Below are 26,871 nucleotides of genomic sequence, written 5' to 3'. Positions count from 1 at the left end.
GCCCGTGGGGGTGCCGCGCACCCTTACGCCAGCCAGACCGTCGTGTCCGGGCCGAGCGCGCCGTCGTCGAGCGGCGCGCTGCTCAGCAGCACCTCGCCGGGCGGCAGCGGCACGGGCTTTGGGGACAGGTTGACGACGCACCGCCATCCGTCGGTGCGGGCGAAGGCCAGCACACCGGGCGGGCTGCCCCGCTCCCAGGCCAGCTCCTCGCCCTGAAGCAGTTTGCGGCGCAGGCGCAGGGCCGTGCGGTAGAGCTCCAGCGTGGAGCCCTCCACGCCGTCCTGCGCCTCGGCCGCGTAACGGGCGAAGGACTCCGGCTGCGGCAGCCACGCCCCGCCCGCGCCGAAGCCGTACGAGGGCCCCGTCGTCGTCCACGGCAGCGGCACCCGGCAGCCGTCGCGGCCCTTGCGCACCCGCCCGGACTGTTCCCACAGCGGGTCCTGGAGGACCTCGACGGGCAGGCCGGCCACCTCCGGCAGCCCGAGTTCCTCGCCCTGGTAGACGTACGACGAACCCGGCAGCGCCAGCATCAGCAGGGTGGCCGCGCGGGCACGGCGCAGGCCGGCGTCCTCGTCGACGCGCGGTGCCCGTCCCCCGGACAGCAGCCAGGCGTTGTCGTCGGCGCCCGCAGGGAGCATCAGCCGGGAGGCGTGACGGATCACGTCGTGGTTGGAGAGCACCCAGGTCGCCGAGGCTCCGACGGCCCGTGCGCCGGCCATGGACGACGTGATCACCTCGCGCAGGGCGTCCGCCTCCCAGGGCGCTTGCAGATATTCGAAGTTGAAGGCCTGGTTCAGTTCGTCGGGGCGGGCGTACAGGGCGCGGCGGCCACCCGGCACCCACGCCTCGGCGACCGCCGTACGGGGCGGGGAGTAGGCGTCGAGGACGCGGCGCCAGTCACGGTAGACGGCGTGGACCTCGTCGCGGTCGTAGAAGGGGTGGGCGCCCGGCGCCATCGCGGCGAGGGCCGCCTCGCCGGACGCGCCGTCCGGGCCGAGGTCGCGCAGCGGCTCGTTCAGGTCCTTGACGAGCGCGTGCGCCACGTCCACGCGGAAGCCGTCGACACCGCGGTCGGACCAGAAGCGCAGGGTGGTGCGGAAGTCCTCGCGGACCTCCTCGTGGTCCCAGTTCAGGTCGGGCTGCTCGCGGGCGAAGAGGTGCAGGTACCACTGGCCGTCCGGGACCCGCTGCCAGGCGCTGCCGCCGAAGACGGACTGCCAGTCGGACGGCGGGCGTTCGCCGTGCGCTCCGCGCCCGTCACGGAAGACGTAGCGGTCGCGGGCGGGCGATCCGGGGCCGGCGGCCAGCGCCTCCTGGAACCAGACATGCAGGTGGGAGGTGTGGTTGGGGACCAGGTCGACGATCACCTTCAGGCCGAGACGGTGGGCCTCGGCGGTCATCGCGTCGAAGTTGTCCAGGAGGCCCAGTCGCGGGTCGACGTCCCGGTGGTCGATGACGTCGTAGCCGCCGTCGGCCAGCGGGGAGGGGTAGAACGGGCTGAGCCACAGCGCGTCGACGCCGAGCGCGGCGAGGTGCGGCAGCCGTTCGGCGACGCCCCGGAGATCGCCGAGTCCGTCGCCGTCGGCGTCGGCGAAGCTGCGCGGGTACACCTGGTAGACGACGGCCTGGCGCCACCAGTCGGGGTTGCGGGAGGACAGGTCGGGCACGGCGCTGTTCGCGTGGTCGGTCACGTACCGAAGCCTGTCCATTTTGCCGGGAAGGCGAACGTCGTGCTGCGCGGACCGTCGCATTCCACACTTGGCGAAGTCGTGAAGGAAGCTTGAACCTCCCTTCCGTTGACCCAAGTTGACAGCTGTCCACCGGTCGACCCACGATGTGCGCACACTGTGGCGCGTGTGTTCGATGAGCCCGGTGTTCCTTCTGTTCCGACCCGTCACCCCGGGCTGCTCCGGCATGCCGTGACGGGCCCTCGCCGAGATGGGATTCACATGTCCATAGCGAGACGTGTTTCCGCGGGCCGCCTGCTGGGTGCGGGCGCCGCTTCGATCGCCCTGTGCGCCGCGTCCGTCGCCGCCGCCTCCGGCGCCTTCGCGGGCACGGGTGCTCCCGGCGGCGACGGCTGGAAGTCCGGCGGCCAGTACCAGCCGGGCACCGGCGCGGGCACCGAGACGGGCACCGACCGCTGCCAGTTCTCGCTCGACGGCAAGCAGTTCTTCGACTCCGTCCGCGTCGACGACCAGAACCTCAAGCCCGGCGGCGACGGCAAGGTCCACGTGACGGTCCGCACCGCCGGCGACGCCTCCTCCTGCACCGCCTCCCTGGCCTCCTATCTCGCCCACGGCGCCACCTTCGGCACCTCGGGCCTCCAGGTCTTCGCCGACTTCGACACCGTGACGGTCAAGGCGGGCCAGACCGACACCCTCGACATCGCGGTGCCCGACGCGGGCTGCTACGCCCAGATCGACCTCTACCGGGGCGCGGTGAAGTTCGACGGCAAGCTCGACGCGAAGGACGGCTTCGCGCACGGGGAGCTGCCCAAGGGCCCGGACCGGCCGGTCATCAAGGACAAGCTGATCGCCGCCTGGAACGGCGGCACGAAGGACTGCGCGTCCACCGAGCAGCCGCCGGCGAGCCCGCCCGCCAGCCCGCCGGCGAGCCCGCCGAGCGTCCCCTCCTCGCCGCCGGCTTCGGCCTCGAAGCCGCCGGCCGACACGCCGTCGCAGGGCACCTCACAGCCTCCGACCGACACCCCCTCGACGAACACCGAGTCCCCGTCGCCGTCCGCCCCGGCGCCCAGCGCCTCGGAGTCGACCCCGGCCCCCGCACCCACGCCCGACGGCGGAGGCGGCGGCCTCGCGAAGACCGGCGCGGACGGCAACACCGGCGTACTCGTCGGCGGATCGGCGGCGCTGCTGGCGGCCGGCGCGGCGATCGTCGTGGCCACGCGACGCCGCAGGGCCACGCGCTGAACGAACGCGACGCGCTGAGGATGTGACCCGCCGAGCGGGGGCGTCCCGGGGCTCGTTCAGGAACTCGACGCCGGCCGGGCCGTGGGAAACCGGCCGGCGTCGGTCGTCACCGCAGGTCCGAACCCCTTCTCCGGCCCGGTCACGGCTTCTCGACCGTCGTCAGCCACAGGCTGACGTACCGGTCGGCGTCCACGCCCAACGCCACGTCCACCAGCCTCTGTTCGCGTCCGCCGTCGTGGATCTCCGACTCGCCCGGGACCGGGCGGCGGTCGACGACGGTCTGGCCGCGCGTCGGGCCCGGGGCCAACGACACCTCCACCGGCAGCAGTTCGGTGGTCAGGCCCGCCGGATCGACGACCGCGCACACCGCGCCCGCGTCGCCCAGACCTCCCGTCGGCGTCGGGTCGCCCGAGGAAGCCGGATCCCGGTGGGCGAGGAGCTCCCCGGCCAGGCGCAGCCGCGGCTCGGAACTGGCGCGCAGCCGCTGCACGTCCGCCGCCGGGACGAGCACCCGCTGGAACACGTCGAGCCCGTACATCGTGATCGGCACCCCGGCCGTCAGCAGGATCGCCGCCGCCTCCGGGTCGTGCCAGACGTTGAACTCCGCCACCGGGGTGGCGTTCCCGGTCGCCACCGCCCCGCCCATGAACACGATCCGCTCGATGTTGCGGACCACCTCGGGATGCGTGCGCAGCAGCAGGGCGATGTTGGTGAGCGGCGCGGTCGGGATGAGCGTGACCGGGCGCGGCGAGGCGAGGATCTCGCGCCGCAGCAGCGTCACCGCGTCCACGTCGACCGGCACCCGGGTCGGCGCGGGCAGCCCGAGATCGCCCATCCCGTCCATCCCGTGCACATGCCGGGCCGTGCGCACCGGCTCGATCAACGGCCGCTCCGCCCCGCGCGCCACGGGGATGTCACCGGCGCCTGCCTGTTCCAGCACGGTCAGCGTGTTGCGGACGACGCCGTCCACATCGGTGTTCCCCGCCACGCAGGTCACCGCCCGCACATCGAGCCCGGGGTGCCGGACGGCGAACAGCAGGGCCAGGGCGTCGTCGACGCCCGTGTCGCAGTCGATGATCACCGGGACGGGCTGACCGGTCACGGCGGACCCCCTCTTCCTGGGAACTCCCTGGCACTTCCTGCCAACGGCTCTTCGACAGCGACCTTACGCACCTGCCCGCACCCGTGCGGCCACCCGGGTGCAGCAGTCGCGTAGCCCGGACGGATCGTCCCGGTCGTCGGCGGGTGGGCCAGGTGGTGGCGTGGGGGTGGCAGTGCCGTGTGTCCGCCCCCCTTCGGCCGATGCGGGAGGAACCCTCCGATGAACCGCCGTGCCCTCCTCGCCAGTGCCCTGTCCGGCGCCGGGATCCTTCTCGGCGCGGCCGCCTGCGCCACGCTCGGGCTGGAGCATCCGCCCACCGCGCGCCTGCCGCAGCCGACCGTGGGGCAGTCGTCGGCGAAGCCGTCCGCGCCGGCCGCCTCGTCGGTGCTCACCGACGCGCAGGCACAGGCCGCGCTCATCACCGACACCGACCTCGGCGCTCCCTGGATCCCCACCCGGGGCGCCGCGACCTGGCGGGACGGCATGCTCAAGGCGACCACGCCCACCGCCGAATGCCAGAGACTCCTGGACGGCCTGTACGCGGACGAGCTGCTCGGCGGGCAGGCCCGCGCGGTCGTCGCGCTCGACGACGGCGACACCGGGGCCCAGCTGCGCCACCAGCTCACCGACCGGCGCCCCCGGGACGCCGACCGTGCCCTGGACTGGATGCGGACCATGCCGGGCCGATGCGCCCGGTTCACCGCCCGGGCCCCGGACGACACCGTGCTGGACGTGGTCGTCACCGACCTGGCGCTGCCGGAGGTCGGCGACGCCCGCCAGGGGCTGCGGGTGACGCTCACGAACTGGGAGACCGACGGCGACCCGATCACCCTCTCCCTCGACGTCGCCGCCGTCCGCGCCGGCGAGGACACCTTCGTCCTCACCAACGGCAGCATGGGCGACGTACCGAACGAGGCCACCCAGGCCGCGGTGCAGCTGGGGGTGCAGCGGCTGACGGAGGTCAGGAAGCAGGGCCGGGTGCAGGTGTGACGGCGGTGCCGACCGTCGTCGGCGCGCCGGACGTCACTCCGACCCGCGCCCTCGGTGGCGCGCCTGCCCGGCGTCAGTCCGTGTCGAAGCGGGTCTGTCGGGCGACCACCTGGTGCGCCACGTCCAGCACCGTGCGGCCCGCCGCGAACGCGTGGGCGCGCAACAGGGCGAGCGCCTCGGCGGAGGCCACCCTCCGCTGGGCCATGACCATGCCCACCGCCTGGTACACCTCGTCGTGGTCGGTGGCCAGCGGGCTCAGCCACAGCCCGTCGCCGCGCCGGCCCGCCTCCTCCCCGCGCGGCAGCGCCATCAGCGCCACCGTCAGCGCGTCCGCCACCAGCCGGGCCGTACGCACCTCGTCGGCGGCCAGATCGCCGGGCACGTCACGGTAGAGGTCGAGGGTGCCCACGCACACCGAACGGTCGCCCAGCGGCAACGCGTACACCGCCCGCACGCCCGCCGCGGCGGCCTGCTGGGCGAACACCGGCCAGCGGGAGGCGTCCCGGCCGGCCGTGAGATCGCGGGCGAAGACGGGCGCGCCGGTCTCCGCCGCCCGCAGGCACGGCCCGTCGCCCAGCGTGGCCTGCATCTCCATGAGGTGCGCGGCCCGCGCGCCGCTCGCGCTCAGCGGCACGGGCATCCCGTCCCCGCACAGCGACACGCTCGCCCCGCTCACCGGCAGCAGCCGCACCGCGGCGGCGCACAGCCGCTCCGGCACATCACCGGGGTCGACGCCCCGCACCTCCCGGGCGAGCACCTCGGCGGCCGGATCCCGTTCCCGATCGCGCACGGCGACCACCACCTCCGCGCACGCGCTCCCCGACGCCTCTTCTTCGTCGTCGGGCCGGGTATCCCCGCCGCCCCCGCCGGAAACCGGTCACGGCACCGCCTGTCGCACGGGGGGGGCGGCGTGGGTGGGGCCCTACAGCGGCGGCTGCGCCGGGGCGGGGCCCAGCGTCGTCGTGCCCGGGGCCGTGCGATGGCCCAGGCCGGTGCGGTAGGCGTCGAGCGCGGCCTCGACCCGTCCGGTACGGCGCAGCAGATCGCCCAGCAGCCGGCACAGGTCGGCGAGGTCCCCGGCCGCGCCGGCCCGCTCCAGCAGGCTGAGCGCGCGTACGTAGTGCTCCTCGGCGGTGTCGGTGTCGCGGGCGTCCTCCGCGATGATGCCGAGCAGCCGGTGCGCCGCCGCCGAGTGCAGGGCCCCGCGCTCGGCGGTGAAGTCGCTGAGCACCCCGTGCAGCAGCGCGGCGGCCTCCTCGGACTTGCCGCGCCGGTGCAGCACGTCGGCCAGCTCCACGGCCACCTGGCTGGAGTAGAGGGCGGCCCGCTTGGCGGAGAGCATGTCCAGGGCGAGCCGCATCTCGCTCTCGGCGCGCTCCAGTTCGCCGTTCTGCGCGCACACGTACCCGCGCATCCAGTGGCAGTTGGCGAGCTCGGTGCGGATCTGCAACTGCCGGTACAGCTCGGCTGCCTTGGCGAGGGAGGCGTCGGCCTCGGCGACGCGCCCCTCGGCGAGGAGCGTGCGGGCGACGGACCGGTGCATCCGTGCGACCAGTTCCGGGTCGCCGGCCTGCGGGGCGAGCGCGAGGGCGAGTTCGGCGGCCTGGGCGGCGCGGGCCTGGGCGCCCATGTCCATGTAGGGGCCGATGACACTGGCGTAGAGGAGGAGCAACGCGTCCGGGTCGTGCAGTCCGCCGCGGTTGAGCTCGTCGAGGGTGGACTCCAGCAGGTAGACGGCGTAGCGGAGTTCACCGCCCAGGTAGTGGGAGACGGCGCGGCCGCGGATGGCGGGGGCCCGGGCGGGCAGCGGCGCGTCGGCGAGGGCCCGCTCGGCGCGCTCGAAGTAGCCCCGTCCGAGCTCCAGTTCGCCCGTGACCAGCCCGCACTCGCCGAGTCCGAGGAGGGCGGCGGCCTGTTCGGCCGTAAGGGCGTGTTCCTCGGCCTCGGCGAGCACCGACTCGAACTCCTCGGCCGCCGCCTCGGTGGCGCCCGTGGCGAGGGTGCGCTGTGCGCCCGTGAGGCGCAGCCGCAGTTCGGTGACCAGGCGGGCCGAACGCCCGGTGGCGAGCTCGTCGAACTCGACGCCGAGCCGGTCGGCGAGATGCCTGAGCGCGTCGTCCGACGGCCGGACCCGGCCGGACTCCAGTGTGGAGATGTAGGCCGGCGTGTACGCCGGCTCCGCCAACTGCCTTTGCGTCAGCCCGCGTTCGATGCGCAGCTGCTGAACTCTTCTGCCGATGACGCTGGGATCATCGCGGTCCGCCATCGCCCAACTCCCCTGGTGCCCCTTGCCGTTCGGCTCCCCCAGCGCCTAGGTTAAACGGCGGGTTAAGCATCCGTACGGACGATGCTTAACTCGCGACAGCCTCAGTTCGCACTCCTGTCACGCCAAGCCGCTCCTGTTGCTCCTGCCGCTCCTGCGAGGTAGCCGTGCTCGAACGCACCGACACCCCCGGGCGTCTCACCAGGGGGCTCGCCGCCGCCGTCATCGCCGTGACCGCACTGGTCCTGGCCGCGAACGCGGGCCCGACCCGAGGGTCGGAACCCTCCCGCACCCAGCACACCACCCACGTCGGCCCAGCCGCGGACTCCTCGGCGGGCACCGGCGTCCGCTGAGGTCGCGGGCTCAACTCTGCGTCTGGGGTTGCAGCCGGCGCAGCTGCCGGTGAACGTGGTCCAGCGCGCCCTCCCGGCGGCCGGGGACCCTGGCGCGCAACTCCGCTAGAGCCGGGCCCAGTTCGCGGGCGCTGTCCGTCTCGCCGATGCGTCCCCACTGGTGGTGCGCCCGGTCCACGGCCGCCTCCACCGCGGGGGCGTCGGCGGGCTGTCCCGCGCTCAGCCGGGCGTCGGCCACCGCCATCCACGCACGGCAGCTGCGCGCCGCGTCCCCCGCGAACATCGCCAGGTCGGCCCGCACCTCGGCCCAGTGCAGCGTCTCCTCCGACCCCGCACCGTGCTCGACGGCGGCGGACCGCTCGCAGCGGGCGGCGAGGGCGTCGGCGTCGGCATGCCGCCCGGCCTGGACGGCGGCGGTGATGGCGAGGTAGGGGTCGGTCTCCACCGGGGCGGGCGGGGCGGGGACCTCGGGGAGGTGGGCGGGGGCCGGGGGGAGGGGGCCGGAGGGGGCGGGGACGGCGAGGGCGGCGCGGCCGGCACCCGGCTCCGTCCGCCGGGCCGCCACCGCACCGGCGCCCGTGTTCACGCCCGCGCCCGCGTGCACACCCATGCCCGCGCCCGTGCTCCCGCCGCCCGGAAGGCCGGTCCCCGTACCCGACAGGACCAGGTCCCCCACTTCCCCCTCGCCCGCGATCCGCGCCGCCGCCATGTGGTGCAGTTGCTCCAGCGGAGGCCGGCCCCCGCTGCGCAGTACCGTCGCCACGGCCTTCATGTACGTCGGGACAGCGACCCGCCGTCGGCCGGGCGGCGGCGCGACCCGCCCGTGCACGGCCACCGTCGGCCCGCAGTCCAGCGCGTTCGCCCGCAGCCACACCCAGCTCTCCGCGTCGGCGTGCAGATCGAGTACGACGGTCGTCGTCCCCGCCGCCCGCAGCCGCAGCTCCTCACGGAACCAGTGCCAGGGGAACCCGGTGTACCGCACGGTCGCCGGCGTGGTCCGGGCCAGTGCGAGATGGGGCAGCCTCTGACGCCGGTCGAGCTGGAGCTGCCCGGTGACGAACAGGGTCAACGGCCCCGGCGAGGCCGCCGCGGCCCGCAGCCGGGTGAGGACGGCCTGCGGCTCCAGCGGGTCGGCGAGCTCGACGACGTTGGCGGTCTCGGTGCCGGCCAGCACGGCCGGCGGCACCGCCGCGAGCACGGGAAGCACCGAGGCCGCGTCGACCAGGCACCCCTTGCCCGCCGGCGAGGCCGCGAGCAGCAGCACGGTTCCGGGCATGGTCCCTCCCCTGTCGATCACGTACGCAGCACGGTAACCGCTGCGCCGACGAAGGGTGGCCTCAGCCCGTCAAACGTCCCCATACGGAGCGTTCGTCGCCCCACCCGCCCCCACCACGCTCTCCGCCTGCCGTCACACCGCGCCCGCGCCCCGTGGAGCGCTCCCCTGCCTCCGCACCGCGAAGATCGTCGTGTCGTCGGCGAGACGCCCCCCGCAGTGCCTCAGCGTGCGGTCGCGGACGAAGGCGACCAGGCGGGTGGGATCGGCCGTGCGCGGATCCCGGGCGAGCGCGGCGGCGACGTCCTCGACGAGCGGGTAGAACGCGCCGGCCCGGTCCCGGGCCTCGGTGACCCCGTCGGTGACCAGCAGCAGCGTCTCCCCGGGGGCGAGCGCGGTCCGCAGCACGGGCGGCGGACCGCCGTCGGTGAGCTCGGCGAGACCGAGCGGAAGCCCCTCCGCCAGCGGCAGCAGCCGTACGCCGCCCGGCCCGACCGCGAGCGGCGGCTCGTGCCCGAAGTCGACGACCTCCACGGCCCCCGCCTCCCCCTCGGGGAACCCCAGCAGCACGGCGGTGGCGAACCGGTCGCCGTCGTCGCGGCCGAGGGCCACGGTGTGGCCGCGGTGCCGCCGCATCCGGGTCTCCAGCCGGCCGGCGACGGTCGCGATCTCCGGCTCGTGGTACCCGGCCTCCCGGAACGTCCCCAGCAGCGCGGCGGCCGCCTCCACCGCGCCGAGCCCCTTGCCCTGCACGTCCCCGAGGAGGACGCGGGTGCCGTTCGGGCCGGGCTGGATGTCGTAGAAGTCGCCGCCCATGCGGGCGTCGGCGTCCGCGGCGAGATACTCCTCGGCGTGGTCGAGGCCTCCCCAGCCGGGCGGCAGGGGCCGCAGCACGGTACGGCGGGTCGTCTCGGCGATGTGCCGCATGTGCAGCATCCGCCGCTCGCCGCGCACCCGGACCGCGGCGGCGAGGACGGAGAGGACCCCGCCGGCGAGGACGAGGACGAAGTCGGCCGGCCCCGCCCGGTACTGGACGGGCCAGGCGGAGTCCGCGGCGACGTAGGTGAGCAGCGCGAGCACCGCGAACAGCGCCGTCGTCCACACCCCGCACAGCGCGGCCGCGATCGCGGCCACGAACACGCACCACGAGACGATGCGGAACTCGCCGCTGGTGTTGTAGTCGACGAAGGCGATGACGACCAGGGTCAGCAGCGGCACGAGCCAGGTCACGCTGCGGCCCCGGACCCGCAGCAGCTGATGGCGCTGGAGGACGTGCCGACGCCGGGTCCGCGAGGAGCGGTCGAGCAGCCCCTGACGCCCACGGTCGCTCACCGCTTCAGCGAAACACGGGCCGCGCCCGGCCGCATCCGGGCAGCCGACTTGCCACCGCACCCCACCCAGGTGTGCTCTGGAAGGCGGGGGCGAGGAGAGAGGAGTTCTCCCATGGCTCACGCGGTATCCGCCTCGGGCATGCCCCGCACGCCCATCGGGCCCGGAACCGGAGTCGCCGGCCTGCCCGACGTCTTCGACGCGCGCACCCATCTGATCGCCAAGTGGGCGGTGCCCGTCACCCTCGGGCTGGTCTACGGCTACTGGGCCGCCGCCAACCAGCGCAGCGGCGGGCCGATCACCGGCTGGAACGTCCTGTTCGGCTTCGTGACCGCCCTCGTGTTCATCGCGCTGTACGTCGGCGTGCGCGCCCTCACCCGGCACCGGCGGCGCGAGCTGCACGCCCTGCTGTGGGCCGCGTTCGCCGGCTGCGCGATGGGCTTCCTGGTCAACCAGGCCGGTCCGAGCGTGCTCTACTCCGCGGGTGTCGCAGTCGCGACCGCGGCCGGTTTCTTCGCCGTGCTCTTCTACCGCTACTACACGCACGAGGACGCGGAGGGACACCGCATCGGCTGAGCCCCGCATCGGCTGACACGGACACGACGGCGGCGCTCGGGAGCCGACGGCGCACGCGGGCCCCGGCGGTCTTCGCCGGGGCCCACGCGTTTCCCTCATCCCTCCACTCACCGGGCGGACGGGATCGCCTCCCACCGCCCGACGAGGCTCTCGGACTCCCCAGAACCATGAGACACCCGTTCGGGTGAACGCTCCACCGGAGGCCGCCCCGCGCCGTGCCCCCGGCCCCCGGCCGCCACCCGAGCGGCCGCGCCCCGCTCGCGCCCGCCGCGCCCGCGCCCTTGCCTGGAGACACACCGGTACGCCGGCCCTCCGGACCAGGGGGTGCAACCGTGGCCACGACCGTCACCCGCACGGCGACGCGCGATGTCACCGCCACCGCGTCCCGACGTCTGCGGACCGCCGTCTCGGCCGCCCTGATCGCCGTGTCCTGCCTTCTGCTGCCCTGCGGCGCGCTGGCCGCCTGGGCCGCGTACGGCCTCACCGACACCGGCCGCTACGTCTCCGCCATGGCCCCGCTCGCCTCCGATCCGGCCGTCCGGGAGGCGGTCGCCGAGACGGTCGGCGACGGCATCCTGCGCGAGGCCGCCCTCGGCCGCCACCCCCTGCACCCCGAGGTGAAGCCCTTCGTCCACGACGCGGTGCTCTCCTTCACCCACACCCGTGCCTTCCACACCGCGTGGGACGCGGGCAACGAGGCCGCGCACCGGGCCGTCATGACGGCGCTGCACGACGACCGCGCCGACGACGTCAGCGTCGACCTGGCCCCCGTGGTCGACGGCATCAAACGCCAACTGGCCGCCGAACACGCCCCGTTCGCCGACCGCATCCCCGTCACGCACACCCGGGTCGCACTGCTCCCGGCCCATGACCTGGTCACGCTCCGGAAGGGCTACCACGTGCTCGACGTCGCCGCGTTCTGGCTGCCGCTGACGGCGGTCCTCCTCGCCGCCGCCGGCATCGCCCTGGCCGCCTGCCGCCGCCGCGCGCTCACGGCGACCGCCCTGGGCACGGCCCTCGGCGGCGCGCTGCTCGGCCTCGCGGTGTCCCTCGGCCGGCGCCTCACCCTCGCCGACCTCCCCGACCAGAGCCACCGCACCGCGGCCGCCGCCGTCTACGACGCCCTCACCACCACCCTGCGCACCGCGTCCTGGCTGCTCGTGGCCCTGGGCCTGACCACCGCGGCGGCCACCTGGCTGATCCACCGAGCCCGCATCGCCCGCCGGCGTCCCGCCGGGACCCCGGCGCACTCGGCGCGCTCCCGGGCACGGACCACAGGACTCTGAGACAGTCGGGACGCCGCAGAGTCCTGGAACCGTGCCCGTCCAGGTGGTCACACGCCGACGTCCTCCCCGTCGCCCCGCCAGACGGCCACCACCGCCGGCCGCACGATCTTCCCCGCCCCGTCGGGCCAGACGCTCTTCGGGTTCTCCACGGACGCCCCGTCCAGCTCACCCGGGTGCTGGACGGCCACGACGACCCGCCGCTCCTGGATGATCGGCCCGCACGTCTCCGCCCCGTTCGGCACCGTGAGGAACTGCTTCAGCTCACCCCGCCGCGACCCCCGGGTGGCCACTCCGAACAGCCCGTCGTGCGACCCGAGCTGCGAGCCGTCCGTGGAGATCCACAGGTTGCCGTACGGATCGAAGGCCACGTTGTCCGGGCAGGAGATCGGGCTGACGGCGTCCTTCGGGAACCCGGCGAAGTAGGTGGCCGGATCGTTCGGATCACCGGCGACGAGGAACAGCGACCAGGCGAACCGGGTGGAATCCGCCCGGTTCCGGCGCTCGGTCAGCTCCAGCACGTGCCCGTGCTTGTTGGCGTTGCGCGGATTGGCCTCGTCCGCCTTGGCGTTGGCGCCGACGCCTCGGTTGCTGTTGTTCGTCAGCGCGACGTACACCTTCCCCGTCACCGGGTTCGGCTCGATGTCCTCGGGCCGGTCCATCTTCGTCGCGCCGGCCTTGTCCCCGGCGAGCCGCGTGAAGACGAAGACCTCCTCCGCCGTCATCCCGTCCACGTGCGAGACGGCGCCCCGCGCGGTCGCGGTGGCCAACGGGATCCACTCCCCGCTGCCGTCGAACTCCCCGTCGCCCGGCAGCTTCCCGGTGCCGTCGATCTCGATCGAGGGCGAGTCCCCGGTGAGCTTGGCGACGTACAGCGTCCCCTCGTCGAGCAGCGACAGGTTGTGCTCGCGCGCGGCACGCGAGCCGCCCTTGCGCATCCGCTTGCTGCTGACGAACTTGTAGAAGTAGTCGAACCGTTCGTCGTCCCCCGAGTACACGACGGGCCGTCCGTCGTCGGTGAGCCGGACCGTCGCGGCCTCGTGCTTGAAGCGGCCGAGCGCGGTGTGCTTGCGGGGCGTGGAGGCCGGGTCGTACGGGTCGAACTCGACGACGTAGCCGAACCGGTGCACCTCGTTCGGCTCCTGGGCGACGTCGAACCGCTTGTCGAACCGTTCCCACTTGCGCTCGCTGGCCCCGGTGCCGATGCCGTACCGCTTGTCGGTGGGGCGGCCGCTGTTGGCGAAGTACTGGTTGAAGTTCTCCTCGCCGTGGAGCGTGGTGCCCCAGGGCGTGGTGCCGCCGGAGCAGTTGTTGAGCGTGCCGAGGACCTTGCGGCCCGTCGGGTCGGCGGAGGTCCGCAGCAGCGGGGAACCTGCGGCGGGGCCGGTGATCCGGAACTCGGTGGTGGCGGTGACGCGCCGGTTGAGCGGATGCCGCGGCACCGCGGTCAGCCGCCCGGTGCGCCGGTCCTCCTCCACGACGACGGCGGAGAGCCCGTGCGCGGCCCAGGCGATCTCGGCCTGCTCCCGGGTGGGGTTCGCGGCGTCGTAGCCGCGGAACATCAGGATCTCGTCGGTGTACTCGTGGTTGGCGACGAGCAGTTGCCGTCCGCGCTCACCGGGCAGCGGCAGCAGGGCGAGGAAGTCGCAGTTGTACCCGAACTGCCCGGCCTGGGCCTTCGCCGTCTGCTTCTCCGGATCGAAGGCGGGAGCGCCGCGAAGAATGGGCTCGCCCCAGCGGATGACGACGTTCTGCCGGTACCCGTCGGGGACGACGACGGCGTCGACGGTGTTGGGCGCGACGGCGGGGTAGCGCAGCCCCCGGGCGGCCTTCCCGGCCGAGCCCCCCTTCCCGTACGTCCCCCGGTCCGCGGCCTCCCGCGTCGCGGCGGCGGCCGGCCGGGCCCCCGTGACGCCGGCCGCACCGGCTGCGCCCGCGACGGTGACGACGGCGGCGGCACGCATCATCGAGCGGCGGCTCAGGGCCCCCGCGATGACGTCGCCGACGTAGTCGTTGGCGCTGGTGTTGGGCACCTCCTGGAAGCAGGCGTCGCCACACCGGAACCGGCAGGTCATGGCGGAACGTCCGCCGGGATGCGAATGGGACGGCGTTCCGATCAGCGGCAGCGGTTTGCGCACTTTACTCTCCCCTTGCGTGCCCGTGGTGTGAGCGTGACGCTAGGGGCGTCTTTGTGCGGGGGCGCTGACGCTGGGTGAACGACGGGTGAATCCCCGGCATCCGCACGGGTGTTGAGCCGGAGCGAAGACGGTATTGACACGCCCGCTCCCCGCCCGCTCACCCCTACCCAAGATCACCACCGGGGGCCGCTAACCTTACGTGTCCGTCCTGGCCAGGGATTGACGGGCTTCAACTCAGCGAAGGGTTGCGCACATGGGCATTCTCTCTCTCCTGCGGAACGCGTTCGGCCGGTCACGCAAGGAGCGCACCGCCGAGGCAGAGACTGCGGAACGGATTCCCTCCCAGGAAACCCCGTCAGCCCCCACACCTGCCGCCGCCCCCGAGCAGCCCCCGGCGCAGATCCCCGAACCCCGCCCGGAGTCCACGGACGAACACGACCTGGTCACGGCAGCCTTCGACAACGTAGCGGTCCCGAAGCAGCCCACACCCCCGACGTCGCCGAACACCCCGGAGCCCGAACAGGCTGTCACCGACTCCGAGCCGACGACGCCCGAGCCCGAGCCGACCACGGCGAAGCCCGAGCCGGCGGTGGACGCACCCGAGCAGACTGTCGCCGACCCTGAGCCGGCAGTGGACGCACCCGAGCAGACTGTCGCCGCCCCGGAGTCGGATGCGTCCGAGCCCGAGCCGGCTGTCGCCTCCCCAGAGCCGGCAGTGCACGAGCCCAAGGCGATCACGGCCGAACCCGAGTCGGCTGCGTCCCAGCCCGAGCAGGCTGTCACCGACCCTGAGCCGGCGGCGGACGGGTCCGAGCCGACCACGGCCGAGCCTGAGCCGGCAGTGGACGAGCCCAAGGCGACCGCGGACGAACTCGAGCCGACGGCGGCCGAGGCGACGACCTCGGAAGCCGAGCCCGAGAAGGCACCGGCCGCTGAGGTCCCGGCCATCGAGGCCGATCCCGAGCCCGAGCTGTCGGCCGACGCCGCAGCCGTCGAGCCCGAGCCCGAGCCCGAGCGCGAACTGTCGGTCGAGGCCCCGGCGGCGGAGCCCGCCCCCGAAGAGCCCACGCCGGCAGCCGAAGCCGAGGCGACGGCAACCCGCGAGGCCGAAGAGATCACGGAAGAGGCCGAGACCACCACCGAGGCCCAGCCCGAGCCGGTCGCGGAGGCAGCCCCGGAGGCGAAGCCGACCGAGCCCGCAGCTGAGCAGGCGGAGCCGGTGGCCGAGGCCGTGCCGGCGGAGCCCGCCGCGCAGGGCGGACCCGCGGACGCCGACGGCGCGGACGCCCCACAGGGGCCACCCGCAGCCGACAACGAGACCCGCACGGGCGGTGCGGGTGGGAACGACCAGCCCGAAGGCGAAGCCAAGGCCGAACCCGAACCGGCGGAACCCCCCGCGACCGAACCGGCGGAGCCCCCCGTCGGGGACAGCCCCGCAACCCCGCCCCACCTCACCACCGCCCACACCGCAGCCGCCTCCACCCTCGAGAAACTCAACCTCTCCGAGGCCCGAGCGGACGTGTACCTCGTCCTCGACCGCTCCGCGTCCATGCGCCCGTACTACAAGGACGGCTCTGTACAGGCCCTGGCCGACCAGACCCTCGCCCTCGCCGCCCACCTCGCCGAGGACAAGAACGTCCACGTCGTCTTCTTCTCCACCGAGCTCGACGGCACAGCCGACCTCACCCTCACCGACCCCGAGAACAAGGTCGACGACCTGCACGCAGGGCTGGGCCGCATGGGCCGTACCAGCTACCACGCCGCCGTCGAAGCCGTCGTGGAGCATCACGCGGCACGGCACAAGAAGGCCCCGAAGACCCCCGCCCTGGTGGTCTTCCAGACCGACGGCGCCCCCGACGCGAAGACCCCCGCCACCCAGTCCCTCACGGACGCCGCGAAGAAGCACCCCACCCTCTTCTTCTCGTTCGTCGCCTTCGGCGAGCACGACAACAAGGCCTTCGACTACCTCCGCAAGCTGAAGACCGGCAACACCTCGTTCTTCCACGCCGGCCCGACCCCCCTGGAGCTCACGGACGCCGAGCTCTACGAAGGCGTACTGGCCACCTGGCGCCCGTAGCCCCGACGGCGCCCACCCGGCCACCCGTGCCGCCCTCTTCTCACCCCGTAAAACGAGAAGCGGGCGGCACACCCATGTCGGCTACGATTTCAAGGTTCCGTACATAGCAACCTGGGAGCAGCCCGAGATGGCTCGACACCTCATCACCAGCGCCCTTCCGTACATCAACGGGATCAAGCACCTGGGCAACATGGTGGGGTCCATGCTCCCGGCGGACGTGTACTCCCGGTACCTCCGCCAGCGCGGCCACGACGTCCTCTACATTTGCGCGACCGACGAGCACGGCACCCCCGCCGAGCTCGCCGCCAATGAGCAGGGCCTGCCGGTCGAGGAGTTCTGCGCCCAGGCGCACGACGCCCAGAAGGCCGTCTACGACGGTTTCGCACTCGCGTTCGACTACTTCGGCCGGAGTTCCTCCCCGCAGAACGTCGAGATCACCCAGCACTTCGCCCGCCGCCTCCAGGAGAACGGTTTCATCGAGGAGCGGGCGATCCGCCAGGTGTACAGCCCGGCCGACGGCCGTTTCCTCCCGGACCGCTACGTCGAGGGCACCTGCCCCCACTGCGGCTACGACAAGGCCCGCGGCGACCAGTGCGAGAACTGCACCCGGGTGCTCGACCCGACCGACCTGGTCGACCCGCGCTCGGCGATCAGCGGCTCCACGGACCTGGAGGTCCGCGAGACCAAGCACCTGTTCCTGCTGCAGTCCAAGCTCCAGCACGAGGTCGAGGAGTGGGTCGCCCGCCACGAGGACGACTGGCCGCAGCTGGCCTCCTCCATCGCCCGCAAGTGGCTGAACGAGGGCCTGCACGACCGCGCGATCACCCGTGACCTGGACTGGGGCGTCCCGGTCCCGGCCGACACCTGGCCGGAGCTCGCGGCCGAGGGCAAGGTCTTCTACGTCTGGTTCGACGCCCCGATCGAGTACATCGGCGCGACGAAGGAGTGGGCGGACCGGGCCGCCGACGGGGAGATCCGCGACTGGAAGTCCTGGTGGTACGAGGCGGACACCGGCGAGAACCCCGTCCGCTACACCGAGTTCATGGCGAAGGACAACGTCCCGTTCCACACGGTGATGTTCCCCGCCACCGAGCTGGGCGTGCGTGAGCCGTGGAAGAAGGTCGACTACGTCAAGGCCTTCAACTGGCTGACGTACTACGGCGGGAAGTTCTCCACCTCCCAGAAGCGCGGCGTCTTCACCGACCAGGCCCTGGAGATCCTCCCCGCCGACTACTGGCGCTACTTCCTGATCGCCAACGCCCCCGAGTCGGACGACTCCTCCTTCACCTGGGAGCACTTCACGGCCACGGTCAACAAGGACCTGGCCGACACCCTCGGCAACTTCGTCAACCGTGTGCTGTCCTTCTCCAGGAAGCGCTTCGGCGACGACGTCCCGGCGGGCAGCGCGCCCGGCGAGGCGGAGACGAGGCTGGGCGGGCAGATCGCCGAACTCCTCGCCGAGTACGAGTCGCAGATGGAGGCACTGCAGTTCCGCAAGGCGGCCGCCGCCCTGCGCGCCCTGTGGTCCGCGGGCAACTCCTACCTGGAGGAGAAGGCCCCCTGGCTGGAGATCAAGACCGACAAGGACGGCGCGGCCCTCACCCTGCGCACGGCGATGAACCTCATCCACCTCTACGCGGTGGTCTCGGAACCCTTCATCCCGTCGACGTCGGCGGCCATGCGCCAGGCCTTCTCCCTTCCGGACGACACGGCGACCTGGGTCACCGCGGACGAGGCCCGCGCTCTCGCCTCCGTCCCCGCCGGCACTCCCTTCACGGTCCCGCCGGTCCTCTTCGCCAAGCTCACGGACGACGACCTGGAGGAGTACAAGGAGCGCTTCGGAGGCCAGGAGGCATGACGGCGTCCGCGTCGTACTACGTCACCACCCCGATCTACTACGTCAACGACGCCCCGCACCTCGGCCACGCCTACACCACCGTCGCCGGTGACGTGCTCGCCCGCTGGCACCGCCAGCGCGGCGAGCGGGTCTGGTTCCTGACCGGCACGGACGAGCACGGCCAGAAGATCCTGCGCACCGCCGAGGCGAACGGCGTCAGCCCGCGGCAGTGGGCGGACCGGCTCGTCGAGGAGTCCTGGCGCCCTCTGTGGGAGCACCTGGAGATCTCCCACGACGATTTCATCCGCACCACGCAGAAGCGGCACACCGACCGCGTCCAGGAGTTCGTGCAGGACCTGTACGACCGGGGCGAGATCTACAAGGGCGGCTACGAGGGGCCGTACTGCGTCGGCTGCGAGGAGTACAAACTCCCCGGTGAACTCCTCGACGGGGAGGGTGAGTTCGCGGGGCAGAAGCTCTGCCCGATCCACCGCAGGCCTGTGGAGATCCTCAGCGAGGAGAACTACTTCTTCAGGCTGAGCGAGTACGGCGAGCGGCTCCTCGCCCACTACGAGGCGAACCCCGGCTTCATCCAGCCCGAGTCCGCGCGCAACGAGGTCGTGAATTTCGTCCGGCGGGGGCTCCAGGACCTCTCGATCTCCCGCTCGACGTTCGACTGGGGCGTCCCAGTGCCCTGGGACCCGCGGCACGTGATCTACGTGTGGGTGGACGCGCTGCTGAACTACGCCACCGCGGCCGGCTACAACGAGAACCGGGAGAAGTTCGAGTCGACCTTCCCGGCCGACGTCCACCTGGTCGGAAAGGACATCCTCCGCTTCCATGCGGTGATCTGGCCGGCGATGTTGATGGCGCAGGGCCTTCCGCTGCCCGGCAGGATCGCGGCGAACGGCTGGCTGATGGTCGGCGGCGAGAAGATGTCGAAGTCCAACCTGACCGGCGTCAAACCGCAGGACCTCACCTCCCACTTCGGCGTGGACGCCTACCGCTGGTACTTCCTGCGGGCGATCGCCTTCGGCCAGGACGGCTCCTTCTCCTGGGAGGACTTCTCCGCCCGCTACACCAGCGAACTGGCCAACGACTACGGCAACCTCGCCTCCCGGGTCGCGGCCATGGTCGGCAAGTACTTCGACGGCGTGCTGCCCGGGGCCACGGCCGACGGCCCGGCCGAGGAGGCTCTGCACTGCGCCCTCGCCCGGACGGTCAGCGAGGCCGACCGCCGCATCGGCGACGAACTCGACTTCCAGGGCGGCATCCTGGCGGTCTTCGACTTCGTCAAGCAGGTCAACGGCTACCTCACGGAGCAGCAGCCGTGGAAGGTCGCGAAGGACGGGACGCCCGCCGGCCGAGCCCGCCTCGCCACCATCCTCTACACGGCCGCCGAGTCCCTGCGCGCGATCGCCGTCCTGCTCCACCCGGTCATGCCGGACACCTCCGGCAAGCTCTGGGACTCCCTGGGCGCCGAGACGCCCCTGGGCCCGCTCACCGAGCAGCGCGTCCAGGAAGCAGGCGCCTGGGGCCGTCTCCCCGCCGGCACGACGATCACCAAGGGCGAGATCCTCTTCCCCCGTCTGAAGTAGAAGTCGCGAACGCCCGGCGCTGCTTCTCGGGTCCGACGCCGTACTGCCTCGCCACCGCCGGACTCTCGGATCCTGCCATGACGCCTCGGCCGGCCGCCACCGCGCCACTTCTCTCACCGAAGCCTGACGGTCCAGGTCACGGTCCGACCTGCGATCCCCCACTGATCACTGGAGACAAAGAACCCTGCCAAGCCCCGCCCCTCCCTCCCGCCGGGCAAACTCACTCCCGCGAGTGAATATGCCCAACTGGACTGGATTCGGCACCGGTTGCTTGCCTTACGCTCAGCGCGACAGAGAGCACCACCCCAGACATGCGACGGCCCCCGCCGGGACTAGCGATCCCTGCGAGGGCCTGACCACCGAGGAAGATAAGAGCTTCCCGATGACTTGCGAAAACCCTAGCGCGCCGGTGCCCGCCAAGTCCCGTATCCCGGGCAAGAACCACCCCCACGTGCGGCCCCACTCCGGCGTGATTCACGAAAACGCCCGCCACACCGAGAACTTCACGGTGATCGGCAACCACCTGGCCCAGCACGAGGAGCTGTCGCTGCTCGCCATCGGGCTCGGCTGCTACATCCAATCCGTCCGCCCGGGCACCGCCGTCGACATCAAGACCCTCGCCGGCCGTTTCCCCGAAGGGCCCACACGTATCGCCTCGGCCTTGCGCGAACTGGAGGCCCACGGCTACCTCCGCCGCACCCGCGAACGCACTGCCACCGGCCGGGTAGTCACCCGTACGGTCTCCTGCAACAAACCCGGACACCGGACCACCTCGGCCGACGCCGCCGCCAGGCCCGTGCGACGCGCGGTGCAGGACAAGCCCCCGCCACGCAAGCAGCTCCCGCCCGTGCCTCAGCCGTCCTGCAAGGCCCCCGGCCTCCTCCGGGCGGCCCTCGACATCGTCGCTGGCCTGCGCGGCCGAGACCCACGCCTGCTCCTCTCCGCCACCGACGCCGAACACCTCGCCCCCGGCGTCGCCGCCTGGCTGGAACGCGACGTCCCGCCCTCCGCGGTGTCCCGTGCCCTGACCGAGAACCTGCCGCTGGTACCCCTGATCCGCCCGGCAGCCTTCCTGGCCCACCGTCTGGCGGAGCAGCTCCCGCCCCTACCCCCGGTCCGGCCGCCGGCCCCGCCGGCCCCGGAGACCAGGCACCCGCTCCAGAACTGCGAGGGCTGCGACCACGCCTTCCGAGCCCCCGCCCCGGGCCGCTGCCGCGACTGCCGATTCGATCCCCGTGAAGCGGCCCTAGCATGAAGGCGACGATCCTTGCCCCTGGGCACAGACGAGGAGCGGGCGCCATGACCATCGCACCGGACGACGCGCAACAGGGGGCCTCTCACCTGTACCGGGCCATGCGCGACTTCGTGGAGTCCACGGACGGCACCCTCCCCGGCAGGTTCGAGATCACCAAGGAAGGGATCGTCCTCGACATGATGGCGCCCGTGCGGCCGCACGAACTCACCGCACTCCGTCTCCGCAAGCGCCTGGAGAGGGTCATGCCCGAGGAGATCGTGGCCCACACGGGCGAGCCCGACGTCGAGGTGGAACCGGAAGGCATCATGCGCCGACCCGACATCATGGTGATCGCCGAGGCGGACATGGAGGGAGAGGGGGCCTTCGACCCTCGTACACTCATCGCCGCCGTCGAGATCGTCTCCCACTCCAATCCGGACAACGACTGGGTCGCGAAGATGCGCGACTATCCCTTGATCGGCATCCCCGTCTACGCGGTCTTCGACCCCCGCACCGGCTCCGGCGCCGTCCTCACGGACATCCACTCCACCCCCGAAGGTCCCCGCTACGCCACCCGCAAGGACTTCGTCTACGGCGAGGACGTCACCATCGGCGAATGGACCGTCTCGACCGAGGGCCTGCCGCTCTACGGCGACAGGACGGGCCTGCAGCGCTGACGCCGGTCGCTCCGGGCAGGCCCGGGGAAGCGGGTGTTCCCTCCGTCACCGCTTCCCCGGGAGTTCGTAAAACCGTCAGGACAGGACGCCCGCGCCCGTCGTGATGGCCAGCTCCGTCGGCAGGTTCGTCGCGGGAGTGAGTCCGGCCGTCAGGGTCGGGGTCCAGTTGACCGTCGTCTTCAGGTCCTTGGAGGACGCGGCGTTGTAGGCGGCGACGAGGTCGGTCGCCGTGCCGTTGACGAGGTTGCCGGAGTCCTTGACCGCGCCGGTGCCGTCGCCGCTGAGCAGCTTGGCGACCTTCACGCTCGAGGGCGCCTTCCAGTAGTTGTTCTCCGAGACGACCTGGGCCTTGGCGCGGGAGTTGATGCTGTACTGCACCGCGTAGCCGTTGAGGGGCGTCACGTCGTACAGGTTGTTGTAGATGTGCACCTGACCGACCCGGGCCAGCGGGGCGCGCTGGACGATGCCCTTCCACACGTTGTGGTGGAGGGAGACGCGCAGCTTGCCGGCGGGCTCGCTGTCGCTGCTGCCGATCAGCATGGTCTTGTCGTGGCTGGTGAACTGGTTGCGCGAGACGGTCACCAGGTCGGAGCTCTTGGTGATGTCGAGGGCCCCGTCGTGGATCTGGTACTCGCGGCCGAAGTACTTCGGGTTCGCGGTGTCGAAGTGCGGGGCGTCGGTGAACGTGTTGTGGTCCGCCCACACATGGGTCGCGCCGCGCAGGGTGACGGCGTCGTAGTTGCTGTTCCAGTTGCCGTCGTCGCCGTCAGTCGGGTCCCACTGCGGGAAGCAGTCCTCGGTCGCGGCGAAGGTGAGGTTGCGGACGATGACGTTGTCCACGCCCTGGATCTGGAGCATGGCCCCGGTGAGACCGGCGGCGCTGCCGGGCACGCCCACGATCGTGGTGTTGGCGGGCACCTTGAGGACGACGTTCTTCGCCTGCTTGTTCTGCGCCGCGACGCGGGCCGTTTCCTGGGCGCCGGAGGGCAGCTTGGAGCGGCCGTAGGTGGCGGGGTCGAAGGCCTTCAGATAGGCGGGGAGCGAGTAGCCGGTGCCGGACGCGTAGTCGGCACAGGTCAGCTTCTTGCCCGAGTCGTCGGTGTTGGCGTCGATCGTGCCCTTGACCTTGATGATCCGGGGCGTGGTGTCGGACGCCGAACCGAGGGCCTTCACGAGCTCGGCGCGGGTGGACACGGTGAAGGTGTGCGCGGCGTCGGCCTTGCTGCCACCGGTCGTCCCCGTCCCCGAGGACGCCCAGCCGTCCTTGGCGGCGAGCGTCTGGTGGTACAGGTCCACGCTCCCGGCATTGGCGTTCGACACGAGCACCCCGGCTCCGGCCGCAGCGGCCACGAAGGCGGCGGACACGGCGAGAACACGACGCTTACGAAGAGACCGTCGGTGGGAGGGAGCTGCCACAGGGAATCCTTACGAGAGAAAGCGATTACGCCCTCTCAGTGGCCGCCACGGTGAAAGAAGTTGCCGATGGGTCAGAAATTCTTCGCCCCCTGCCGCTGACCGCGCCGCGGAAGCCTGTACCGCCACTACGGCGACGGCAAGGGCTCGTTCCTCCCACGGACGCTGATCGCGAAGGGCTGGGGCCGTTACCGCGCCCTGCTGTGACGGCGGGTCTGAGGGCGAGGGACGAAAGAAGGCTGAGCGGAGGGGTCCGGTGGGCCCCTCCGCTCTGTCGTGCGGGTGCTGCGGTCAGCTCGCTGTCGGGGAGGCCGTGGCCGACGCTCCCGGCTGGGTCGCCGTGTCGGTGCCGTCGTGGGTGGCGTCGGGGTCGACGCCCATGGTGATCGAGCCCCGCACCCCCTTGGCTATGCGCTTCCTGTCGTAGGTGAGCTTGAGCAGGCCGCCCGTGACGCCGCTCTGGTCGTAGATGGTGTCCTCGGTGAGCGTGGTCCGCTCGGTGGTGCTGGTCGAGTACGGCGCGACCGCGGCCGAGGCGAGGACGGACTCCTCGTCGAAGAAGAACTGCCCGGTGTGGCAGGCGTGGCCCCCCTCGTATCCGGCGGCGGTCCACTTGCCGTCCACGTGCACCTTGGTGTGGATGTGCACGCAACGGCCCCGGTACCAGCCGGGGAAGATCGTTCTGAAGGTCACCCGCCCCTGCCGGTCGGTCCGCCAGGTACCGCGCAAATACCGCTTGTCGTCGGTCGGCTCCTCGTGCCCGCCGCCCCCGCCTCCGGGACCGCCGGTCGGCGCTCCGCTCGGAGGCGCTCCCGTGGGGGTGCCGGTGGGGGTGCCCGACGGCGGCTCGCCGGTGGGGGCGCCGCCTCCGCCGCCTCCGGTGGACAGGCTCTCGTAGCCCGAGTAGAGGCCCAGCGCGTCGCAGTGCCAGAGGTCCACCGCCGCGTCGGCGACAGGCTTGCAGGTCTCGGCGTCGATGACCGTGAGGTCGAGGGTGAGCGGGATGCCCTCCCTGTCCTCGGTGATGTCCCGGCGGAGCTTGTCAGCGTCGATGTAGTAAGGGCCCTCGGTGGTCTCCGAGGTGAGCTTGTAACAGGCCCTCGCGGTGGCCGAGGCCCTGGGACCGGCCCCGGTCCCCTTCGCCGTGCCGGGCTCACCGGCGAACGCGCCCGCCGCCAGCGCGCCGCCCGCACCGATCGCGACGACCGCCCCGGCACCGGTGACGACGACCTTGCGGCGCGTCAGATCCCTTTTGTGCTTCGGGCCTTGCTTGCCGACAGCGCTGGGCGTGCCTTCCGCGTGTTCCGTGTTTTCCGTCATGAGCGAGGAAGCTAGGGTGCCGACCTGTCAGGAGCGTGGGGATGGGCTGTGCCGTCCCAGGGAGCTGTGCCGTCTCATGGGTTCAGCGGTCCACGGCCGCGGTGGCCGGAGTCAGGCCCAGACCGGTGCGTGCCCGGCGCAGCTCCTCCAGCCCTTCCCTGGCCGTCCGCGTGACCTCCTCGTACTCCGCCGCCGTGCGCGCGGTCGCCAGCCGCGCCCGAGCACGCCGGTGGCATTCCGCCGCGCTGGTCAGCGCCCGCGCCGCCTCCTCGTCCGCGCCCTCCCAGGTCCGCGGATCGAGCGAGGCCATGCCCCCGCCCAGCCGGACGAGCCATAGGTTCGCCTCCGCCTCCGCGTCCAGGCCGGACGGGCGACGGACCCGGCGGCCGCGTCGTCGCACGACGATCCCGGTGACCGCTCCCGCGATCAGCAGCACCGAGATCGTGGTCATGAACCCCATGGCTGTGGCTTCCCTCCCTGCTCCGCCGGCCCGCGCCGGCCTCGCCCTCCATGGAACGGCAGGCCGCTGTGGGCGTCCTCCGTGATTCCTGTGCGCCTCCGGTGAGAGGGAGGCGGCGTTCCGCCCGCCCATGCGAAAGGGACCTGAAACCGATGTCGGTTTCAGGTCCCTTTCCAGGTCAGCGCGCCTGCGAAGGCCGCTCGACCCGGTGCCTTACTTCGGCTGCGGCTTGCGCACGTTCAGGTGCAGCTCACGCAGCCGCGTCTCCTCCAGCTCCGTCGGCGCGCCCATCATCAGGTCCTGGGCGTTGCCGTTGAGCGGGAAGGCGATCGTCTCGCGGATGTTGGGCTCGTCGGCCAGCAGCATCACGATGCGGTCGACGCCGGGGGCGATGCCACCGTGCGGCGGGGCGCCGAAGCGGAGCGCGCGCAGCATGCCGGCGAACTCGCGCTCGACGGTCTCCTCGTCGTAGCCGGCGATGCCGAACGCCTTGAGCATGATGTCCGGCTCGTGGTTCCGGATCGCGCCGGACGACAGCTCGACGCCGTTGCAGACGATGTCGTACTGCCAGGCCAGGACGTCCAGCGGGTCCTGGTTCTCCAGCGCCTCCATACCGCCCTGGGGCATGGAGAACGGGTTGTGCGAGAAGTCGATCCGGCCGGTCTCCTCGTCCTTCTCGAACATCGGGAAGTCGACGATCCAGCAGAAGCGGAAGACGTTGTCCTCGAAGTGGCCGGAGCGCTTCGCGGCCTCGACGCGCACCGCGCCCATGATCTTCGAGACCTCGTCGAACTCGCCCGCGCCGAAGAACACGGCGTGCCCGGCGGCCAGCGACAGGCGCTTGGTCAGCTCGGCGACGTTCTCCTCGGTGAGGAACTTCGCGATCGGGCCGGACAGCGAACCGTCCTCGGCGACCCGCACCCAGGCAAGGCCCTTCGCGCCCTGCGACACGGCGTAGTCGCCGAGCTGGTCGAAGAACTTGCGGGGCTGGTCCTGGACCGCGGGCACGGCCAGCGCGCGCACGTGCTTGCCGGCGAAGGCCTTGAACTCCGAGCCCTCGAAGACGTCGGTGATGTCCACCAGCTCCAGCTGGGCGCGCAGGTCCGGCTTGTCGGAGCCGTACTTCAGCATCGCCTCGCGGAACGGGATCCGCGGGAAGGGGGAGGTGACCTCGCGGCCGTTGCCGAACTCCGTGAACAGCTCGGTCATGAGCTTCTCGATCGGCTGGAAGACATCCTCCTGCTCGACGAAGCTCATCTCGACGTCGAGCTGGTAGAACTCGCCCGGCGAGCGGTCGGCGCGGGCGTCCTCGTCGCGGAAGCAGGGCGCGATCTGGAAGTAGCGGTCGAAGCCGGAGATCATCAGCAGCTGCTTGAACTGCTGCGGGGCCTGCGGAAGGGCGTAGAACCGGCCCGGGTGCAGCCGGGAGGGGACCACGAAGTCACGCGCGCCCTCGGGGGAGGTCGCGGTGAGGATCGGGGTCGCCATCTCGTTGAAGCCGAGAGCCACCATCTTGTGGCGGATGGCGGAGACGACCGCCGTGCGCAGCATGATGTTGCGGTGCATGCGCTCGCGGCGCAGGTCGAGGAAGCGGTACTCCAGGCGCCGCTCCTCGTTGACCCCGTCCTCGGCGTTGATGGTGAAGGGGAGCGGCTGGGCGGCCCCGAGCAGCTCCACTTCGCCGACCTCGACCTCGACCTCACCGGTGGGCAGGTCGGGGTTGACGTTCTCCGCGCCGCGGGAGACGACCTTGCCGTCGACGCGGACGGTCGACTCCTTGGTCAGCCGGTCGAGGGCGTCGTAGGCAGGCGTCCCCGGGCGGGCCACCAGCTGCGTGATGCCGTAGTGATCGCGGAGATCGATGAAGAGGATGCCGCCCAGGTCGCGCCGATTGTGCAGCCAGCCACTCAGCCGGACGTCGGTGCCGACGTCAGAGGCGCGGAGCTCGCCGCAGGTGTGGGACCTGTACCGATGCATCGTCGTTCATCCAGTCTTCGCGGATCGGGGGCTGTGTCGCG

21 protein-coding genes are annotated in these 26,871 nt (G+C 72.3%); 10 read left to right on the top strand and 11 right to left on the bottom strand.

Annotated elements, in window-relative coordinates:
• Positions 1-23 precede the first annotated feature (23 nt).
• Positions 24-1,709, bottom strand: a complete 1,686-nt coding sequence (locus tag ACIRS4_RS15680; RefSeq protein WP_404195320.1) for a glycoside hydrolase family 13 protein — start codon at positions 1,707-1,709, stop codon at positions 24-26.
• Between the two features lie 240 nt (positions 1,710-1,949).
• Between ACIRS4_RS15680 and ACIRS4_RS15675 the strand changes: the two genes are divergently transcribed.
• Complete coding sequence (locus tag ACIRS4_RS15675; protein WP_404195317.1) at positions 1,950-2,930, top strand: LAETG motif-containing sortase-dependent surface protein; 981 nt, start codon at positions 1,950-1,952, stop codon at positions 2,928-2,930.
• Positions 2,931-3,069: 139 nt separating this feature from the next.
• Here ACIRS4_RS15675 and ACIRS4_RS15670 read toward each other — a convergent pair whose 3' ends face one another.
• Positions 3,070-4,032 carry a nucleoside hydrolase gene (locus ACIRS4_RS15670; RefSeq protein ID WP_404195315.1) on the bottom strand — a complete coding sequence of 321 codons (963 nt, stop codon included), beginning with the start codon at positions 4,030-4,032 and terminating at the stop codon, positions 3,070-3,072.
• A gap of 219 nt (positions 4,033-4,251) precedes the next feature.
• Here ACIRS4_RS15670 and ACIRS4_RS15665 point away from each other — a divergent pair, with 219 nt between their 5' ends.
• Positions 4,252-5,022, top strand: a complete 771-nt coding sequence (locus ACIRS4_RS15665; RefSeq protein ID WP_404195313.1) for a hypothetical protein — start codon at positions 4,252-4,254, stop codon at positions 5,020-5,022.
• A 73-nt stretch (positions 5,023-5,095) separates the two neighbouring features.
• On the opposite strand, the gene ACIRS4_RS15660 is transcribed toward ACIRS4_RS15665, so the two are convergent.
• Entirely contained in the window at positions 5,096-5,812 is a 717-nt protein-coding gene (locus ACIRS4_RS15660) for a GAF and ANTAR domain-containing protein (RefSeq protein WP_404195310.1), read from the bottom strand.
• Between the two features lie 132 nt (positions 5,813-5,944).
• Positions 5,945-7,288 carry a tetratricopeptide repeat protein gene (locus ACIRS4_RS15655; protein WP_404195307.1) on the bottom strand — a complete coding sequence of 448 codons (1,344 nt, stop codon included), beginning with the start codon at positions 7,286-7,288 and terminating at the stop codon, positions 5,945-5,947.
• 164 nt (positions 7,289-7,452) lie between these two features.
• On the opposite strand from ACIRS4_RS15655, the gene ACIRS4_RS15650 reads away from it, so the two are divergent.
• Positions 7,453-7,638 carry a hypothetical protein gene (locus ACIRS4_RS15650; protein WP_404195304.1) on the top strand — a complete coding sequence of 62 codons (186 nt, stop codon included), beginning with the start codon at positions 7,453-7,455 and terminating at the stop codon, positions 7,636-7,638.
• Between the two features lie 10 nt (positions 7,639-7,648).
• Here the strand turns inward: ACIRS4_RS15650 and ACIRS4_RS15645 are convergent, their stop codons facing one another.
• Both ACIRS4_RS15645 and ACIRS4_RS15640 read right to left on the bottom strand, forming a co-directional pair.
• Positions 7,649-8,914: a hypothetical protein gene (locus tag ACIRS4_RS15645; protein ID WP_404195302.1), complete on the bottom strand. Its 1,266-nt coding sequence runs from the start codon at positions 8,912-8,914 to the stop codon at positions 7,649-7,651.
• Between the two features lie 132 nt (positions 8,915-9,046).
• Positions 9,047-10,243 (bottom strand): PP2C family protein-serine/threonine phosphatase, encoded by a 1,197-nt coding sequence (locus ACIRS4_RS15640; protein ID WP_404195300.1) that lies wholly within the window; start codon positions 10,241-10,243, stop codon positions 9,047-9,049.
• Between the two features lie 111 nt (positions 10,244-10,354).
• Here ACIRS4_RS15640 and ACIRS4_RS15635 point away from each other — a divergent pair, with 111 nt between their 5' ends.
• Positions 10,355-10,816: a hypothetical protein gene (locus ACIRS4_RS15635; protein ID WP_404195297.1), complete on the top strand. Its 462-nt coding sequence runs from the start codon at positions 10,355-10,357 to the stop codon at positions 10,814-10,816.
• A gap of 332 nt (positions 10,817-11,148) precedes the next feature.
• The gene (locus ACIRS4_RS15630) at positions 11,149-12,102 is read left to right on the top strand and encodes a hypothetical protein (protein WP_404195294.1); all 954 of its coding nucleotides are present in this window, start codon (positions 11,149-11,151) and stop codon (positions 12,100-12,102) included.
• Between the two features lie 47 nt (positions 12,103-12,149).
• Here ACIRS4_RS15630 and ACIRS4_RS15625 read toward each other — a convergent pair whose 3' ends face one another.
• Positions 12,150-14,237 carry a PhoX family protein gene (locus tag ACIRS4_RS15625; RefSeq protein WP_404195291.1) on the bottom strand — a complete coding sequence of 696 codons (2,088 nt, stop codon included), beginning with the start codon at positions 14,235-14,237 and terminating at the stop codon, positions 12,150-12,152.
• A gap of 253 nt (positions 14,238-14,490) precedes the next feature.
• Between ACIRS4_RS15625 and ACIRS4_RS15620 the strand changes: the two genes are divergently transcribed.
• The 5 genes from ACIRS4_RS15620 to ACIRS4_RS15600 all read left to right on the top strand — a co-directional run bounded on the left by ACIRS4_RS15620 (position 14,491) and on the right by ACIRS4_RS15600 (position 21,660).
• Positions 14,491-16,314 (top strand): VWA domain-containing protein, encoded by a 1,824-nt coding sequence (locus ACIRS4_RS15620; RefSeq protein WP_404195288.1) that lies wholly within the window; start codon positions 14,491-14,493, stop codon positions 16,312-16,314.
• 127 nt (positions 16,315-16,441) lie between these two features.
• The gene (gene metG, locus ACIRS4_RS15615; RefSeq protein WP_404195285.1) at positions 16,442-18,172 is read left to right on the top strand and encodes a methionine--tRNA ligase; all 1,731 of its coding nucleotides are present in this window, start codon (positions 16,442-16,444) and stop codon (positions 18,170-18,172) included.
• On the top strand, positions 18,169-19,749 hold the full coding sequence (gene metG, locus ACIRS4_RS15610; RefSeq protein WP_404195282.1) for a methionine--tRNA ligase: 1,581 nt from the start codon (positions 18,169-18,171) through the stop codon (positions 19,747-19,749). The genes metG (ACIRS4_RS15615) and metG (ACIRS4_RS15610) overlap by 4 nt, the downstream gene beginning before the upstream one ends.
• Before the next feature lie 382 nt (positions 19,750-20,131).
• Entirely contained in the window at positions 20,132-21,004 is an 873-nt protein-coding gene (locus ACIRS4_RS15605; protein ID WP_404195280.1) for a helix-turn-helix domain-containing protein, read from the top strand.
• A 44-nt stretch (positions 21,005-21,048) separates the two neighbouring features.
• A complete protein-coding gene (locus ACIRS4_RS15600; RefSeq protein WP_404195277.1) occupies positions 21,049-21,660 on the top strand; it encodes a Uma2 family endonuclease in 612 nt (203 codons plus the stop codon).
• A 75-nt stretch (positions 21,661-21,735) separates the two neighbouring features.
• On the opposite strand, the gene ACIRS4_RS15595 is transcribed toward ACIRS4_RS15600, so the two are convergent.
• From ACIRS4_RS15595 to aspS, 4 genes are all read right to left on the bottom strand, one after another.
• Positions 21,736-23,076, bottom strand: a complete 1,341-nt coding sequence (locus tag ACIRS4_RS15595; RefSeq protein ID WP_404195275.1) for a polysaccharide lyase family 1 protein — start codon at positions 23,074-23,076, stop codon at positions 21,736-21,738.
• 288 nt (positions 23,077-23,364) lie between these two features.
• Entirely contained in the window at positions 23,365-24,393 is a 1,029-nt protein-coding gene (locus tag ACIRS4_RS15590) for an intradiol ring-cleavage dioxygenase (protein ID WP_404195272.1), read from the bottom strand.
• An 82-nt stretch (positions 24,394-24,475) separates the two neighbouring features.
• Entirely contained in the window at positions 24,476-24,844 is a 369-nt protein-coding gene (locus tag ACIRS4_RS15585; RefSeq protein ID WP_404195269.1) for a hypothetical protein, read from the bottom strand.
• Positions 24,845-25,066: 222 nt separating this feature from the next.
• Complete coding sequence (aspS, locus tag ACIRS4_RS15580) at positions 25,067-26,830, bottom strand: aspartate--tRNA ligase (RefSeq protein ID WP_404195266.1); 1,764 nt, start codon at positions 26,828-26,830, stop codon at positions 25,067-25,069.
• Positions 26,831-26,871: the final 41 nt, after the last annotated feature.

It is taken from the genome of Streptomyces sp. NPDC101166 (genome assembly GCF_044768125.1).
In the GTDB taxonomy this organism is placed as follows: domain Bacteria; phylum Actinomycetota; class Actinomycetes; order Streptomycetales; family Streptomycetaceae; genus Streptomyces.
This window is presented reverse-complemented; position numbering and strand designations above follow the sequence as displayed.

Coding starts and splice junctions, on each gene's coding strand:
- ACIRS4_RS15635 (WP_404195297.1), top strand. CDS start 10,355: ATGGCTCACGCGGTATCCGCCTCGGGCATGCCCCGCACGCCCATCGGG.
- ACIRS4_RS15590 (WP_404195272.1), bottom strand. CDS start 24,393: ATGACGGAAAACACGGAACACGCGGAAGGCACGCCCAGCGCTGTCGGC.
- ACIRS4_RS15600 (WP_404195277.1), top strand. CDS start 21,049: ATGACCATCGCACCGGACGACGCGCAACAGGGGGCCTCTCACCTGTAC.
- ACIRS4_RS15605 (WP_404195280.1), top strand. CDS start 20,132: ATGACTTGCGAAAACCCTAGCGCGCCGGTGCCCGCCAAGTCCCGTATC.
- ACIRS4_RS15665 (WP_404195313.1), top strand. CDS start 4,252: ATGAACCGCCGTGCCCTCCTCGCCAGTGCCCTGTCCGGCGCCGGGATC.
- ACIRS4_RS15645 (WP_404195302.1), bottom strand. CDS start 8,914: ATGCCCGGAACCGTGCTGCTGCTCGCGGCCTCGCCGGCGGGCAAGGGG.
- metG (WP_404195285.1), top strand. CDS start 16,442: ATGGCTCGACACCTCATCACCAGCGCCCTTCCGTACATCAACGGGATC.
- ACIRS4_RS15675 (WP_404195317.1), top strand. CDS start 1,950: ATGTCCATAGCGAGACGTGTTTCCGCGGGCCGCCTGCTGGGTGCGGGC.
- ACIRS4_RS15585 (WP_404195269.1), bottom strand. CDS start 24,844: ATGACCACGATCTCGGTGCTGCTGATCGCGGGAGCGGTCACCGGGATC.
- aspS (WP_404195266.1), bottom strand. CDS start 26,830: ATGCATCGGTACAGGTCCCACACCTGCGGCGAGCTCCGCGCCTCTGAC.
- ACIRS4_RS15680 (WP_404195320.1), bottom strand. CDS start 1,709: ATGGACAGGCTTCGGTACGTGACCGACCACGCGAACAGCGCCGTGCCC.
- ACIRS4_RS15620 (WP_404195288.1), top strand. CDS start 14,491: ATGGGCATTCTCTCTCTCCTGCGGAACGCGTTCGGCCGGTCACGCAAG.
- metG (WP_404195282.1), top strand. CDS start 18,169: ATGACGGCGTCCGCGTCGTACTACGTCACCACCCCGATCTACTACGTC.
- ACIRS4_RS15655 (WP_404195307.1), bottom strand. CDS start 7,288: ATGGCGGACCGCGATGATCCCAGCGTCATCGGCAGAAGAGTTCAGCAG.